This is a genomic window from Micromonospora sp. WMMD714 (genome assembly GCF_029581315.1).
In the GTDB taxonomy this organism is placed as follows: domain Bacteria; phylum Actinomycetota; class Actinomycetes; order Mycobacteriales; family Micromonosporaceae; genus Micromonospora; species Micromonospora rifamycinica.
Window position 1 is genome coordinate 1,652,765 of the sequence record NZ_CP120744.1, and the last position, 15,495, is coordinate 1,668,259.

At 72.6% G+C, this 15,495-nt stretch carries 13 protein-coding genes; 7 read left to right on the top strand and 6 right to left on the bottom strand.

What is annotated here, in order from left to right:
* The first annotated feature begins 77 nt into the window (after window positions 1-77).
* The 5 genes from sigM to O7625_RS07375 all read left to right on the top strand — a co-directional run bounded on the left by sigM (window position 78) and on the right by O7625_RS07375 (window position 4,768).
* Complete coding sequence (gene sigM, locus O7625_RS07355; protein WP_067310769.1) at window positions 78-830, top strand: RNA polymerase sigma factor SigM; 753 nt, start codon at window positions 78-80, stop codon at window positions 828-830.
* Window positions 827-1,933: a hypothetical protein gene (locus tag O7625_RS07360; protein ID WP_282345176.1), complete on the top strand. Its 1,107-nt coding sequence runs from the start codon at window positions 827-829 to the stop codon at window positions 1,931-1,933. Before sigM ends, O7625_RS07360 begins: the two co-directional genes overlap by 4 nt.
* Window positions 1,934-2,109: 176 nt before the next feature.
* On the top strand, window positions 2,110-3,060 hold the full coding sequence (gene trxB / locus O7625_RS07365; RefSeq protein ID WP_282345177.1) for a thioredoxin-disulfide reductase: 951 nt from the start codon (window positions 2,110-2,112) through the stop codon (window positions 3,058-3,060).
* A 38-nt stretch (window positions 3,061-3,098) separates the two neighbouring features.
* Window positions 3,099-3,422: a thioredoxin gene (trxA, locus tag O7625_RS07370; protein WP_067310719.1), complete on the top strand. Its 324-nt coding sequence runs from the start codon at window positions 3,099-3,101 to the stop codon at window positions 3,420-3,422.
* 188 nt (window positions 3,423-3,610) lie between these two features.
* Window positions 3,611-4,768 carry an N-acetylmuramoyl-L-alanine amidase gene (locus O7625_RS07375; protein ID WP_282345178.1) on the top strand — a complete coding sequence of 386 codons (1,158 nt, stop codon included), beginning with the start codon at window positions 3,611-3,613 and terminating at the stop codon, window positions 4,766-4,768.
* 39 nt (window positions 4,769-4,807) lie between these two features.
* On the opposite strand, the gene O7625_RS07380 is transcribed toward O7625_RS07375, so the two are convergent.
* Window positions 4,808-5,476, bottom strand: a complete 669-nt coding sequence (locus O7625_RS07380; RefSeq protein ID WP_067310713.1) for a GNAT family N-acetyltransferase — start codon at window positions 5,474-5,476, stop codon at window positions 4,808-4,810.
* A 300-nt stretch (window positions 5,477-5,776) separates the two neighbouring features.
* On the opposite strand from O7625_RS07380, the gene O7625_RS07385 reads away from it, so the two are divergent.
* Window positions 5,777-7,084 carry a PLP-dependent aminotransferase family protein gene (locus O7625_RS07385; RefSeq protein ID WP_282345179.1) on the top strand — a complete coding sequence of 436 codons (1,308 nt, stop codon included), beginning with the start codon at window positions 5,777-5,779 and terminating at the stop codon, window positions 7,082-7,084.
* Window positions 7,085-7,091: 7 nt separating this feature from the next.
* The gene (locus O7625_RS07390) at window positions 7,092-8,114 is read left to right on the top strand and encodes a D-alanine--D-alanine ligase (protein ID WP_282345180.1); all 1,023 of its coding nucleotides are present in this window, start codon (window positions 7,092-7,094) and stop codon (window positions 8,112-8,114) included.
* Window positions 8,115-8,188: 74 nt separating this feature from the next.
* Here O7625_RS07390 and O7625_RS30245 read toward each other — a convergent pair whose 3' ends face one another.
* The 5 genes from O7625_RS30245 to O7625_RS07415 form a co-directional block, all read right to left on the bottom strand.
* On the bottom strand, window positions 8,189-9,208 hold the full coding sequence (locus O7625_RS30245; protein WP_348773991.1) for a hypothetical protein: 1,020 nt from the start codon (window positions 9,206-9,208) through the stop codon (window positions 8,189-8,191).
* Window positions 9,209-11,013: 1,805 nt separating this feature from the next.
* Complete coding sequence (locus O7625_RS07400) at window positions 11,014-12,063, bottom strand: ParB/RepB/Spo0J family partition protein (RefSeq protein ID WP_282345181.1); 1,050 nt, start codon at window positions 12,061-12,063, stop codon at window positions 11,014-11,016.
* 27 nt (window positions 12,064-12,090) lie between these two features.
* Window positions 12,091-13,446, bottom strand: a complete 1,356-nt coding sequence (locus O7625_RS07405) for an AAA family ATPase (RefSeq protein WP_282345182.1) — start codon at window positions 13,444-13,446, stop codon at window positions 12,091-12,093.
* Window positions 13,447-14,014: 568 nt separating this feature from the next.
* A complete protein-coding gene (rsmG, locus tag O7625_RS07410) occupies window positions 14,015-14,716 on the bottom strand; it encodes a 16S rRNA (guanine(527)-N(7))-methyltransferase RsmG (RefSeq protein ID WP_282346835.1) in 702 nt (233 codons plus the stop codon).
* 118 nt (window positions 14,717-14,834) lie between these two features.
* Window positions 14,835-15,413 (bottom strand): R3H domain-containing nucleic acid-binding protein, encoded by a 579-nt coding sequence (locus tag O7625_RS07415; RefSeq protein WP_067300972.1) that lies wholly within the window; start codon window positions 15,411-15,413, stop codon window positions 14,835-14,837.
* Between the last annotated feature and the right edge of the window lie 82 nt (window positions 15,414-15,495).

Consider the following 15,495-nt stretch of genomic DNA (forward strand, 5'->3'; position numbering starts at 1 on the left):
CACCGCCGTCGGACGTGCTGATGGTCGGCCCCGGCGGGCACCCACCCGACCCGGCGGCCGTCGGGTCGGGGTCGGTCGTGCTGTCCCACACCGACACCGCCGACCTGGACCTCCTCCGCGCCCACGTGGCCGGTGACCGGGACGCCTTCACCGAGCTGTTCCACCGCCACCGCGACCGGCTCTGGGCGGTGGCCCTGCGGACCACCGGGGACCGGGAGGAGGCGGCGGACGCCCTCCAGGACGCGCTGCTCTCCGCCCACCGCGCCGCCGGCCGGTTCCGGGGCGACTCCGCCGTCACCACCTGGCTGCACCGGATCGTGGTCAACGCCTGCCTGGACCGGATCCGTCGCCGGCAGGCGCATCCCACCCTCCCGCTGCCCGACGGCAACCGCACCGACGATTCCGGTCGGGTCGTCGGCGTCGAGCCGGCCGCCCCGGCCACCGACCACGACACCGCCCTGGTGGTCCGCCAGGCACTGGCCGGGCTGCCGGTCGAGCAGCGGGCCGCGCTGATCCTGGTGGACGTGCAGGGTTACCCGGTGGCCGAGGTCGCCCGGATTCTCGGCGTGGCCGAAGGGACGGTGAAGAGCCGTTGCGCCCGGGGCCGGGCCCGCCTGGCCGGAGTGCTCGGGCATCTACGGACCGGCGACGACACGCCGACGTCCCGTCCCGCCGGCACCGGTCCGGCCGGGGCGGGCGGCACCGCTGACGGCTCTTCCCGGACGGGTCGGGACGTTTCCGACGTCACACCCGGGAACCGGCAGCCGGCCAACGGCGTCCGACCGGGGTCGGGGCAGACCCGGCGGGGCGCCATCCAGGAGGAGACGTGACGGGCCGGAAGCACGGTGCGGTCGACCACGACCTGCTCGCCGACTATGTGGGCGGGGCGCTGGACGGCACCCCGGAGCAGCTCGTCGTCGCCCGACTGCTGACCGAGGACCCGGCCTGGGCGCAGGCGTACGCCGTGCTCGCCCCTGCCGTGGCCCGGGTGCACGACGACCTGGCGGGCTGGGGCGCCACCATGCCGGAGATGCCACCGGTCGTGGTGGAGCGGCTCGCCGCGGCGCTCGCCGGCGCCGGCCCGGCCCCCACCGAGCCCGCAGCCCCCACCGAAGCCGCTGAAGCATCTGAAGCAGCCGGAACCAGCGGAGCCGCCGGAGCCGTGGAAGGCGCCGGAGCCAGCGAGATCGTCGGCGCAGCGGGAACCGAACGAGCCGGAGCCGCCGGGGTGCGCGAGCGGTCGGCCCGGACCGGCCAGCCGGTGCCGGCGCAGCCGGGCGGTCGGCGTACCCCGGGCACCCGGGCCGGTGACGGGCGGACCGATCCGTCCGGTCCCGGCCGGCGGCGGCGCTGGACCCGGCTCGCCGGGCCGGTCGGCCTCGCTGCGGCGACCCTGGCCGCGGTGGGATTCGGCGTGGCCCAGCTGGTCGACGGCACCACCGGCCGGGAGTCGCCCGCCTCGACGATGGCCGGGCCGGCACAAGACAACGCGGAGAGCGCGGGACGCGGTTTCCGGTTCACCGGTGAGCCCCAGCGCAGCGGCGTCGACTGGTCCCCGGCGACGCTGGGTGGCGCCTCGGTCGAGCCGCTGTCCGGGCTCGGCACCCCTTCGGCCGTCCAGCCCGGTAGCACCACCCAGGCCAGCCCCACCGCCCCGGAGCGTCCGGAGGACAAGCGCCGGTCGACGCCCGGCGGGCTGGACCGGCTGACCGCACGGGCGGCACTCGACACCTGCCTCGCCGAGATCTCGACGGAGCACGGGCGCGGGCCGGTCACCGTCGAGGTCGTCGACTACGCCACGTTCAACGGTGAGCCGGCGCTGGTGGTCCGGTTCGCCGACCCCGGCGGCGACCGGTGGGCGTGGGTGAGCGGCGCGGAGTGCGGGGTGCCGGGATCCGGCGCGGACACCCGGTACCGGTCGCGGGTAGGGTGAGGGCGCGGTCACCGCTCGTCCCGCATCGCGTGACGTGACCCACCGGACGAGCGGTCCGGGAATCTCCGGTTCGTACGATGACGTTCTGCAAGTCAGCCGCCGACGTCCTCAGCCGTCGGCGCTCGGATCGACGTCGGTACGCCGCCGATGTCGTACACACACATCGGGAGACGGCAGTGGACGAGGTCCGCAACCTGATCATCATCGGCTCCGGGCCGGCCGGGTACACGGCGGCGGTCTACGCCGCGCGTGCCAACCTCAAGCCACTCGTGATCGAGGGTGTCCAGTCCGGCGGTGCGCTGATGACCACGACCGAGGTGGAGAACTTCCCCGGTTTCGCCGACGGCATCCTCGGCCCCGAGCTGATGGACAACATGCGCAAGCAGGCCGAGCGGTTCGGCGCGGAGTTCCTGACCGACGACGTCACCCGGGTGGAGCTGAAGGACACCGGCGACACCGGTTCCGCCGCGGTGAGCACGGTGTGGGTCGGGCAGACCGCCTACCGGGCGAAGGCCGTCATCCTCTCCACCGGCTCGGCCTGGCGTCCGCTGGGCGTGCCGGGTGAGCAGGAGTACCTGGGGCACGGCGTGTCGTCCTGCGCCACCTGTGACGGGTTCTTCTTCCGCAACCAGCACATCGTGGTGGTCGGCGGCGGCGACTCCGCGATGGAGGAGGCCAGCTTCCTCACCCGGTTCGCCGAGTCGGTCACCATCATCCACCGGCGCGACTCGTTCCGGGCCAGCAAGATCATGGCCGACCGCGCACTGAGCAACGACAAGATCAGGGTCGAGTGGAACAGCACCGTCGAGGAGGTGCTCGGCGACGACGGCAAGGTGACCGGCGTCCGGATCCGCAACGTGCACACCGGCGACGTCACGGTGCTCGACGTGACCGGCGTCTTCGTGGCGATCGGCCACGACCCCCGCAGTGAACTCTTCCGCGACCAGGTCGAGCTGGACGACGAGGGTTACGTGAAGGTGCAGGCGCCGAGCACCCGGACCAGCGTGCCGGGCGTCTTCGCCGCCGGTGACGTGGTCGACCACACCTACCGGCAGGCGATCACCGCCGCCGGCACGGGCTGTGCCGCCGCGCTCGACGCCGAGCGGTTCATCGCCACCCTGAGCTGAACGACCGCAACGCCAACAACCGAGCAGGAGGGTCATAAGTGGGAGCAACGAAGGTCGTCACCGACGCCAGCTTCACCGCCGACGTGCTGAAGTCCGACAAGCCGGTCCTGGTGGACTTCTGGGCCGAGTGGTGCGGGCCGTGCCGCAAGGTGTCGCCGCTGCTGGAGGAGATCGCGGGCGAGATGGCCGGCCAGGTCACCATCGTCAAGCTCAACATCGACGAGAACCCGGAGACGGCCCGCGCCTACCGGATCATGTCGGTGCCGACCCTCACCATCTTCAAGAACGGCGAGCCGGTGCAGTCGATCGCCGGGGCCAAGCCGAAGGGCGAACTGGTCCGGCTGATCGAGTCCGCGCTGTAACCACCCCGTACCACCGGAACCCCGCGCCCCCACCGGGTGCGGGGTTCCGTCGTCACCCCGGTCGACCTGCGCGAACGTCGACCCCGCGCGGTCGCGCCACGGTACGCTCCGTAAGCGCCGCTCCGACCGGACGCGCAGCGTGGCCGTCAGCGACGGTGCCCGGCAGCCAACCTCCGAGGGGGTCCTGCGTGCGTCCGATCCGACCTGGTGACCGCGGACCGGCAGTAGCCGAGATCCGCGCCGTCCTGACCGGCCTGGACCTGCTGCCGGCCGCCCCGGGCGACGAGTTCGACAGCGCCACCGAACGCGCCGTGCGGGCCTTCCAGCAGTCCCGGGGGCTCAGCGCCGACGGCCGGGTCGGCGCGGAGACCTGGCGGGCGCTGGACGCCGCCCGCTGGCGGCTCGGCGCCCGCACCCTCTACCACGCGGTGCCCGAGCCCCTCACCGGCGAGGACGTCCGGTCGTTGCAGGAGCGGCTGCTGGAGATGGGGTACGACACCGGTCGCGCCGATGCCGTCTACGGGATCCGCACCTCACGGGCGGTGGCGCAGTTCCAACGCGAGGTGGGGCTGAAGCCCGACGGCTCCTGCGGCCCGTACACGATGGGCGCGCTGCGGCGGCTCGGCCGCAAGGTGGTCGGCGGACGCCCCCAGTGGCTCCGCGAGTCCGACGCGATCCGGCAGTCCGGCCCGACGCTGGTCGGCCGGACCGTGGTCATCGATCCGGGGCACGGCGGCGTCGACCCGGGGGTCGTGGTGCCCGACGGCGACCTGCGCTGGACCGAGGCGGACCTGGTGCACGACCTGGCCAGCCGACTGGAGGGCCGGCTCGCCGCGGCCGGGGTACGGGTGCAGCTGACCCGAGGTCCCGCGTCCCGCAGCTGCCTGCCGGACACCGACCGGGCGGAGCTGGCCAACTCGCTCGGCGCGGACGTCTTCATCTCGCTGCACACCGACGGCCACCCCAATCCGGCCGCCGACGGGGTGGCCACCTACCACTACGGCACCGACAACGGCGTCACCTCGGCCACCGGTGAACGACTCGCCGGGCTGGTGCAACGGGAGATCGTGGCACGGACCGGGCTGCGGGACTGTCGCACCCATGCCAAGACCTGGGACCTGCTGCGGCTGACCAGGATGCCCGCCGTCCGGGTCGAGGTGGGCTACCTGACCTCCCCGCAGGACCGGTCCCGGCTGGTCGACCCACGGTTCCGGGACCGGCTCGTCGAGGCGATCGTGGCCGCCGTGCAGCGGATGTTCTTCCCGGTGGAGCGGGACGTGCCGACCGGCTCGATCGACGTGAGCGAGCTGCGGGCGGTGGTGGCCGCCGGCGCGGTCCGCCGCTGAGCAGCCGCCGGCGCGGTCCGCCGCTGAGCAGCCGCCGGCTCAGCCGGCGCTGGAGCGGGTCGCCGGGGCGGGACGGACCGGGCGGAGCAGGCTCTCCGGGCTCATCGAGCCGAGCAGCTTCTCCAACGCGTACTCGACGTCGGACTTCCAGCTCAGCGCGGTGCGCAGCTCCAGTCGCAGGCGCGGGTAGCGCGGATGCGGGCGGACCGTCTTGAAGCCCACCGAGAGGAAGAAGTCGGTAGGTGCCACACAGGCCCGGACGGAGTCGTCCGGCTCGTCGCCGAACTTCGCGTCGCCGAACGCCTCGATGGCCTTGATGCCCCGCTTGGTCAGGTCCCGGGCGACGCCCTGCACCAGCATCCGGCCCAACCCGCCGCCGGCGAACGCCGGCACCACGCTGGCGGTCATCAGCAGCGCCGCGTCCGCCGAGACCGGCGAGGTCGGGAACGCCATCGACCGGGGTACGTAGGCCGGTGGCGCGAACATCACGAAACCGGCGGGCATCCCGTCGACGTACGCCAACTTGCCGCAGGAACCCCACTCCAGCAGGGTCTGGGAGACCCAGGCCTCCTTCTCCAGCCCCGGATCGCCGTTGGCGCAGGCCCGCTCGGCCGAGACCGGGTCCAACTCCCAGTAGACGCACTCCCGGCACGGCCGGGGCAGGTCTTCCAGGGTGTCGAGGGTCAGACTGACCAGACGTCGCGACATCAGAGCATCCCCACACTTAGGCTCGGAGGCGAGACAGCCCACCACGCGTCCCCGAGTCGCCCGCTGCGTCCCCGACGAGCGATCGTACGCCGCCTGCCGACCGTACGGGAGGGGACGCGCGAATGGCCACCTGAGCGGGCGACGGTCGTCCGGGATGTGGACGGGCACCACATCGTGACCGCTGATCGCTCCACCGGGGACTACGATCGACCGACCGGCGTCCCCGCGCCGCCATGGTCGCCGGCACTGCGGGTACCCCAGCGGGCGGGAGCCCGACCGACACCCGATCGAGGTGATGTCATGACCGGAACGACGCTCGACGACTACACCGACCGGTACGCCCGGCGGGTCCGGGGCATGACCGCCTCGGAGATCCGGGCACTCTTCGCGGTCGCCAGCCGGCCGGAGGTCGTCTCGCTCGCCGGTGGCGCACCCTACATCGCCGCGCTGCCCCTCGACGCGGTCGGCGAGATGCTCGGCAAGCTCGGCTCCGAGCACGGCGTCACCACCCTCCAGTACGGCATCGGCCAGGGCAGCCTGGAGCTGCGCGAACGGATCTGCGAGGTGATGGCGTTCTCCGGTATCGACGCCTCCTGCGGGGCCTCCCCGGACGACGTGGTGGTCACCGTCGGCGGGCAGCAGGCGCTGGACCTGGTGGCCCGGCTCTTCCTCGACCCGGGTGACGTGGTGCTCGCCGAGGGTCCGACCTACGTCGGCGCACTCGGGGTGTTCCAGGCCGCCCAGGCACAGGTCGTGCACGTGCCGATGGACGACGACGGGCTGGTCCCGGAGGCCCTGGAGGTGGCGATCGCCGACCAGGCCCGCGCCGGCCGGCGGGTGAAGTTCCTCTACACCATCCCCACCTACCAGAACCCGGCCGGCGTGACGCTGAGCGAGGAGCGGCGGGAACGGGTGCTCGACATCTGCGAGCGCGCCGGCCTGCTGGTGGTCGAGGACGACCCGTACGGTCAGCTCGGTTTCGAGGGCGAGGCCCCCGCGCCGCTGCGGGCCCGCCGCCGGGACGGGGTGTTCTACCTGAGCACCTTCTCCAAGACGTTCGCCCCCGGGCTGCGGGTCGGTTGGATCCTGGCCCCACACGCGGTACGCGACAAGCTGGTCATCGCCAGCGAGGCGCAGATCCTCTGCCCCAGCGCCTACGCGCAGGCCGCTGTCTCGACGTACCTGTCGACGATGCCGTGGCGCGAACAGCTCAAGGTCTACCGCGAGATCTACCGGGAGCGGCGGGACGCGCTGCTCGGCGCGCTGCACGACCTGATGCCCGAGGGCACCACCTGGACCAGGCCCACCGGTGGCCTCTTCGTCTGGGCCAGCCTGCCCGACGGGCTGGACGCCAAGGCGATGGTGCCGCGTTCCATCGCTGCCCGGGTCGCCTACGTGCCGGGCACCGGCTTCTACGCCGACGGCACCGGCACCGGCAACATGCGCCTCAACTTCTCGTTCCCCACCCCCGAACGGATCCGGGAGGGGGTGCGCCGGCTGGCCCGGGTGATGGAGCAGGAGATCGCCCTGCGGCAGGTCTTCGGCGCGGTCACCCCGACCGGGAGCCGGCGGGGCGGCCCGGACGCCCCGGGCCCGGACTTGGCATGATTCCCGCATGGCTGCCATTCCCGTCGAGCGTTCCCTCGTGACCGATCCCGTCGCCGTAGCGTCCCCGGGCACCGATCCGGCCACCGAGGTGCGCGTGCTGGTGCTCGCCGGTGGCCTGTCCTACGAGCGGGACGTCTCGCTGCGGTCGGGTCGGCGGGTGCTCGACGCGCTGCGCGGCACCGGGGTGGAAGCGGAACAGCGGGACGCCGACGTGGCGCTCCTGCCCGCGCTGGCCGCCGACCCGCCGGACGCCGTGGTGATCGCCCTGCACGGTGCCACCGGTGAGGACGGCTCGCTGCGGGGGGTGCTCGACCTCTGTGACGTCCCCTACGTCGGCTGCGACGCGCGGGCCTCCCGGCTCGCCTGGGACAAGCCGTCGGCCAAGGCGGTGCTCCGGGAGAGCGGCATCCCCACCCCCGACTGGGTGGCCCTGCCGCACGACCGCTTCTCCGAGCTGGGTGCGGTGGCGGTGCTCGACCGGATCGTCCAGCGGCTGGGGCTGCCCCTGATGGTCAAGCCGACGCAGGGCGGCTCGGGCCTGGGCGCCGCCGTGGTCCGGGACGAGGCGGCGCTCCCGGCCGCGATGGTCGGTTGCTTCGCGTACGACTCGACGGCGCTGGTCGAACGGTACGTGCCCGGCATGGACGTGGCGGTTTCCGTGGTCGACCTGGGCGACGGGCCGCAGGCGCTTCCGCCGGTGGAGATCGTGCCCCGCAACGGCGTGTACGACTACGCGGCCCGCTACACCGCCGGCCGGACCACCTGGCACGCCCCGGCCCGACTCGACGCGGCCGTGGCCGCCGAGGTGGCCGAGGTGGCGTTGGCCGCGCACACCGCGCTCGGGCTGCGCGACCTCTCCCGCGTCGACCTGATCGTCGACGGGGACGGCCGGCCGCACGTGCTGGAGGTCAACGTATCGCCCGGCATGACGGAGACTTCACTGCTGCCGTTGGCGATCCAGGCGGCCGGGCTGGACTTCGGTCAGGTCCTCGGCACCCTGGTCCGTCGGGCCGCAGCCCGCCGCGTCTGACCTTTCCGCGGCTCCAACCTTCCGCGGCTGACCGGCCGCAGCTTCAACCTTCCGCGGCTGAGCCGGCTGGGGCGCTACCCTTCCGTCGCCTTGCCCGGCCGCTCGGCGGCGTCGGACCCGCCGACCGCGACACTCGATCCGGTTTCGCCGGTCCCGCCGGTCTGGCCCGGGCCGGTCGCGGCGGCCCGGTCGGGGTCGGTCCCGCCGGTCCCTTCGGTCTGGTCGGAGCCGCTTCCGCTGGCGGGGTCGGAGGCATCGTCCTCCGGGAGGTCGCCGGCCCCGGAGTGCCAGGTGCCGCCGACGTCGGGGTCGCGGTGGACACCGCCCGGAGTGCCGAGCGAGGTCTCCTCCGACAGCACTGGCGAGGTGCCCTCCGGGAGGAGGTCCGTGCCGGCCTCCTCCGGCGCGGGCACGGGAGTCTCCTCCACCGACTCGATCACGGAGACCGCCTCCCCGGCGGCAGCCGCAGCCGCCTCGGCCGACGACTGCGCGGCGAGGCTGGAGGGGGTCTGCCACTGGATGCGGGGCGGTTCGGCGAGCGGACGCCCTCCGAACTCGGCCAGCCAGGCCGCGACGTGCGCCAGGTTTTCCCGCCACTGGGATTCGGAGATGGGCGGCAGGATCGAGTCCCAGAGCGACAGGAACGTGCCGCGTAGCTGGAGCCGGCCGTAGGGCCGGGCCAGGAACCACATGTGCAGGTGGGCCGACCCGTCGCCCCAACGGTTGACGTGCACCCGGGCCACACCGTCCAGCGAACGGATGGCACGCTCCAGGCGGACGGTCATCACCCCCAGCTCGGCGGCGAGCAGGTTGGGCAGGTCACCCAGGTCGAGGTGCGACCGCGACTCCAGGATCAACACCATCGGCAGGCCGGTGGGTCGGTCCATGGCCCGGACCCGCCACCGTTCACCGACCCAGATGTACGCATCGTCCGGCGCGTTGCAGGCGATGCACTCCCGCAGCCCTTCGCCCTTACGGGGCGGCTCGACCGGCACCGGCTCGTCGAGGTGCTTGACGCGAAGATCGCCCTCGAAGGGGAAGGACGGCCACTGGGTGAAGTCGGGAACCGAGGGGGGAGGGGTGGTGTCGTGCACGACGCTGACCCTAACCGAGACGGGGACCGGTGTCCCTACCCCGAACGCCGCCGATCATGAGGGGATTTCGGTCAACGACGCCGACCGGCGAGCGTCGGCGAGAGATCATCTCGCTGGTTGTCCACAGGCTGATGAGATCACCACCACACCCCGTCATCCACAGGCTAAGGCGGCTCTGACGCGCTGTTTCACGTGAAACAGGTGCTGCCTGTGGAAAACTTCTGTGGATAACTTTGGCCGTCGTCCACAGCCCTGTTCACAGGTGTCGGGGTCCGATCTCCTCAACGACCGAGCGGCCGCTCGGGCTGCTGGGTGGTACGTCTTTTCTTCTCCCCGAGACGCGTCGCCCACGTTGGCCGCCTCGCCCTGAGCGACGAGGAGACCTTTTCCCAGGCGGTGCGGTGGGCACGTCGGCGTCTCACTTCTCCCAGGCTGAACGGGCAGCGTGCTGGCGTCTCCCTTCTCCCAGGCGGTGCGGTGAGCGTGTCGGCGTCTTCCTTCTCCCGGTCGGCGGTTTGGGAGAAGAGTCGAGCCCAGGCCACACGAACGCTATGAGGCAGGTCGAGCGAGCCCGCCAGCAGCACGTGGAGCTACGGGTCGCCCCGCCGGGGTTCGGCCCGGTCGCACTGATGGGGCGGACTCGACCAAAGGCCCTCGGTGCCGCACTGCCGCTCTCGTCCGGGCGCGGTTTCACGTGGAACCACCCGACTGCGGGTTCCCCGTTCACGGGTCGGTCCGCTACCGGGCCGGACCTTGCGCACCATGGGCGCGTGCGGCCGGTTTCACGTGAAACGCCCAGGGTGGATGGCCTGACTCGCCTCCCGGGCTCGACGAGCGCCAGCCTCGCGGGGCTTGGGCATCCCGCCGGTGGCTTCCCCTTCTCCGCTCGTGGGCGTCCGCTATCCCGGCTGCTCCACCGGGTCGACTTCCGTGGAATACCTGCCGGGTCGCCACCGACCGCAGTCCGGCCCCGCTCGTCCATCTATCGCCCGTCCACCCGGCGGAGAGCCGTGGCAGTCCGACACGGTGATCATGAGTGCGGTGCTCGGTGAACGGTCTCTGCCACGGTCGGTGAGCCGCCTCCATGATCGGTGGCCACGACGGCCGGTCGACTGAGTCCGTGGCCTCGCGGTTCCACGTGAAACACCGCGGCGGTCCCTCCTCCCGCCAGGAGTTTCGGGGGGAGTTTCTCGGAAGGCTCGGGTCCGAGCCGTCCGTTGTCCACCGAGGGCACGCCGGATCAGGCCGTCCCGTTCCCGTGAGTGCGGTGACCGGGTGAGCAGCTTGGGGGTGCCCGGTGTCCCGCCCCAACCGCTCCCCGCAGCGGCATGTCGCGATTCCGGCCCTCCCCATGGCCTGCCGACAGCCTTCCAGCGGCCTCAGCTTGACGCAGCGGGCTCCTACCGCCTCGCACCACCTCTCCACCGGGGCGAGATCAGTCAAATGATCCAGGAGGATCTGAGCGGTCCAGGGCGGTCACCGACGAACCGGCGGTCCCCGCGTCGCCGGCCTCACCCGCCGGCCACCAACGGAGTCGGGAGGCCGGAATGGGCCAGTCCCCGCCTCGGCCACCAGCACGGGCTGTGCCGCGTGGCTGAGTTGACGCCGGGGCGACGAGGGGATCAGCCGCCGGGTCTGCCTCGCAGGGCTGCGGGCGTCCGGCGGCCATCCCCCGTCACGTCCGGTAGACGAGCGCTGCTGCTGGGCGTCCCGGTGGGGACGGGGGTCACGCCGACGGCTTCCGATACGACGAAACGGCCGCGCACCCGAGGGGGGTACGCGGCCGAGGACGAGCGGCTCGGGGGTCAGTCCCCGGACTCCGGTTGGCCCTCCTCGCCGACTCCGATGATCCCGACGATCCGCTCCAGGTCGTCGACCGTGGCGAACTCGATGGTGATCTTTCCTTTGCTCCGGCCGATGTCCACCTTCACCCGGGTGTCGAACCGGTCGGAGAGCCGGTCGGCCAGATCGGTCAACGCCGGCGCGTGCGGCTTCGCACGGCGCTTGGCCGCCGGCGTCTTGGCCGGGCCGTCGTTGAGCGCCAGGGCCACGATCTCCTCGGTCGCCCGGACCGAGAGCCCTTCGGCGACGATACGGAGGGCCAGCTGCTCCTGCGCCTCCGCCTCGTCGAGGCTGAGCAGCGCACGGGCGTGCCCGGCGGACAGCACGCCGGCCGCCACCCGGCGCTGGACCTGCGGGGGGAGATTCAGCAGGCGGATGGTGTTGGAGATCTGCGGGCGGCTCCGGCCGATCCGGCGGGCCAGCTCCTCGTGGGTGGCGCCGAACTCCTCCAGCAGCTGCTGGTAGGCGGCGGCCTCTTCCAGCGGGTTGAGGTTGGCCCGATGGATGTTCTCCAGGAGGGCGTCCCGGAGCATCGCGTCGTCCTTGGTTTCCCGCACGATCGCGGGGATGCTCTCCCGGCCGACCGCTTGGGCGGCACGCCAGCGCCGCTCACCCATGACGAGTTCGTACTTCTCGCCGTCGAGCTGCCGGACGACGATCGGCTGGAGGAAGCCGACCTCCTGGATGGAGGTCTTCAGCTCCTCCAGCGCCTCCTCGTCGAAGACGTAGCGGGGCTGCTTGGGGTTCGGCACGATCGCGTCGACGGAGATCTCGGCGAAACGCGCGCCGGGCACCGGGCTGAGTTGGGGCTCGTCGGGCGGCGGTGGCGCGGCAGCCACCGGCGTCGGCGTCACGATGCCCGGGTCGACCGGCTCGGCGGACGTCTCGATCACCGGGCGCACCGGGTCGACCTCCACGGGCATGGTCGCCGTGGCCGTGCTTTCCTGCACCGGCCCGGTCGGGATCAGCGCACCGAGCCCTCTACCCAGACCGCCCCGGGGACGGTTCTTCATACGACGCCTCCCAGCGACTCGTCCGCACTACGCATTCCGGCTCACCGGCTCCTTGGCACCACGCTCGGCGATCTCCTGGGCGGCCTCGAAGTAACTCGTGGCCCCCCGCGATCCGGGATCGTAGGTCATCACGGACTGGCCATAGCTGGGGGCCTCCGACACGCGGACGTTGCGGGGAATGACAGCCTGGAGCACCTTGTCGCCGAAGTGGTTCCGGACGTCCTGCTCCACCGCGTCGGCCAGCCGGGTACGGCGGTCGTACATCGTGAGCAGGATCGTGGAGACCTCCAGCTTCGGGTTCAGGTGCTGGCGTACCAGGTTGATGTTGTTGATCAGTTGGTTCAGCCCCTCCAACGCGTAGTACTCGCACTGGATCGGGATCAGCACCTCCTGGGCGGCCACCAGAGCGTTCACCGTCAACAGCCCGAGCGACGGCGGGCAGTCGATGAAGACATAGTCGAAGTGACCCGGGTACGCCTCGATGGCCCGGTTCAGCCGGGACTCCCGAGCGACCACGGAAACCAGCTCGATCTCGGCGCCGGCCAGGTCGATGGTCGCCGGCACGCACCAGAGGTTGGGGATGCCCTCGACTTCCTGCGCCACCTCTGCCAGCGGCACGCTGTCGATCAGGCAGTCGTAGACGTCCGGCACCCCGGTGTGGTGCGGAACGTTCAGCCCGGTGGAAGCGTTGCCCTGCGGGTCGAGATCGACCACCAGCACCCGGTTGCCATGCAGGGCCAGTGCCACCGCCAGGTTGACCGTGGACGTGGTCTTGCCCACGCCACCCTTCTGATTGGCAACGCACATCACCCGGGTCCGCTCAGGACGGGGCATGGTCACCTCGCCACTCGGATTTAGGATCTGCACGGCGCGCATCGCCTCCATAGCCAACGGTGGATCATCCTCTTCGCGCGTCGGGGTTTCACGTGAAACGTACGCGGCCTCCGTGGCGGTGGCGGCAATGGCCCCCGCTCCGGTTGCCGTGGCGTCCACGACGGGGCTTGGGTCGGGCACCGACCCCGGGTGTGGCTGGGTGGGCACCGACGGCGGGTTGCCGGTCACCGGCGCGTCGAACCGCGAGGGTGCCCCCGCGTTCCGGCGCACCGAGGCCGTCGCCCGCCCGTCCGGAGCGTTGAGCGGCCGACCGTCGGGGCCGGGCGGCACGGCGGGCGGCGGCACATACGATTCGGGAACCGGACGTGCCGCCCCCACCGCCGGGGGCTCGCGTCGCTCCGCGGGGGCGCGCTCCGGCGGGTGGATCGTCGGATGCCCGCCGGTCGACCACATCCGATGGACGGTTTCACGTGAAACAGGGTCCGGGTCCGGGTCAGCCCCTTCGGGGCGGTTCACCCGTGGATCGTCGTATCTGCCGTCGTCATGCACCTGTCATCCCTACCCGCTCCGGATAGTCGGTCAGCACCCCGTCTCGATGGCCGTACCCGCTCGCACCGCGGAGCGTACGGCCCGGCGGGGGCGATCGGGACCGGTGCGCCCGACGTCCGCCCGCCCCACACTATCGACGCGCGGCCAGCCTACGGGGGACGGGCACGGCGGGTCCATCGTGGTTCTCGACGGCATCGCGACCGATCGGATGGGCGCTGGTCAACCCGGGTGTCGCCGGTGCGGCCCGATCCGGCGCGTTCGCGCACCCGCGGCGTGTCGCCCACCCGAGGGCAGCAGCGGCGTGTCGCCCGGCCGAAGGCGACCGCGGCGTGTCGCCCGCCCAAGGGCGGCAGCGGCGTGCGGCCCGCCCCAGGGGGCGGCAGCCGCCCGGCACTCAGCCCATGGTGACGCACTCGCAGTGCGCTGCCGGCACACCCCGGGCCGCGGTCATCGACACCGACGGCGGATCGTCTCCGCGCCGGTCCACCGCCCGGGGCTCATCGACTGCGCGGGGGGCCGGCTCACGGTCAGCGGTGGGAGGCACGGACCGGTCCCGGAAGGGAAGGGTTCAGCGGGCGCGCTGCTGCCCGCTCCGCGACCGTTTCGGTGACTTCTTGACCGACGGCGGCCGGATCACCCGTTCCCGCACGATCTCGACCACGGTGGTCGGCGGGTCGAGCAGACCCGCCCCGCAGAGCCGTACCGTCGGCTCGCTCCCGCCCAGCTTCGCCACCGCTGCGGCGTGCTCGGCCACCTCCTCGGCGGCGGACGCCCCCTTGAGCGCGAGCAGCCGTCCACCGCGGAACGTCAGCGGCAGGCTCCAGGCGGCGAGCCGGTCCAGCGGTGCCACCGCACGGGCGGTCACCACGTCGGCGGTGAACGGACCGACGCCGGCCGCTCCGGAGGCCGCCTCGTCGGCCCGGCCCCGGAACACCCGGACCGTCCTGGCCAATCCGAGCCGTTCCACCGTCTCGATCAGGAACGAGGTACGCCGGGCCAGCGGCTCGACCAGGACTACGGTCAGGTCCGGGCGGGCGATCGCCAGCACCAGGCCGGGCAGCCCGGCTCCGGAGCCGACGTCGATCACACTGGCGTCCTGCGGTAGCAGCTCGGCGACGGCCGCGCAGTTGAGCAGGTGCCGTTCCCAGATCCGGGGCGCTTCCCGGGGGCCGATCAGGCCGCGTACCACCCCGTCGGTGACGAGTAGTTCGGCGTACCCGGCGGCCAGGTCGAGCCGGTCGCCGAAGAGGTCCCGCGCGGCGGTGGCCAACCCGGCCGGGAGCGTCGCGTCCTGTGCGGTGGGGGCGGGGCGCTCGGGCGGCGGCCCGGATGGCGTGCCATCCGGGCCGGGAGCGGTGTCGGTCGTGACGTCCTCGAAGGTCACCAGTTCAGTCCGCCGGCCGGACGACGATGCGTCGGGTCGGCTCGACACCCTCGGACTCGCTCTCCACACCGCTCATCGCGTTGACCACGTCGTGCACGCACTTGCGCTCGAAGGCCGACATCGGCTCCAGCCGGACCGGTTCGCCGTGCTCCTTGACCTTCTCCACCGCGTTCTTGGCGACGGCGGCGAGTTCCTTACGCCGGGTGGCGCGGTAACCGCCCACGTCGAGCAGGAGCCGGCTCGGCGAGCCGGTCTGCCGGAACACGGCCAGCCGGGCCAGCTCCTGCAGCGCCTCCAGGGTGGCGCCCCGCTGACCGACCAGGTTCTGCAACCGGCCGCCGACCACCTCGACCACCGGACGACCCCCGGAGACCAGCTCGTCGATGTCGCCGTCGTAGTCGAGGATGTCGAGCAGGCCCTCGATGTAGTCGGCGGCGATCTCGCTCTGTGCGAACAGCTCGCCCTCGCCGGCTGCCTTCTTCTCCCTGCCGCTCCCCTCGGGCTCACCCTCGCCGGTCGCGGCGGTCGGGACGGTCTCCTCGTCGAGCGAGGCGTCCGCGCTGGGGATGCTGGTGTCGGTCACGGTGTCATCTCCGTACTAGCTCGGCCGGACCGTCGGGTCCGCTGGTTTCCCGGGCGACCGGCGAAAGGGGCCGGTCGGTCAC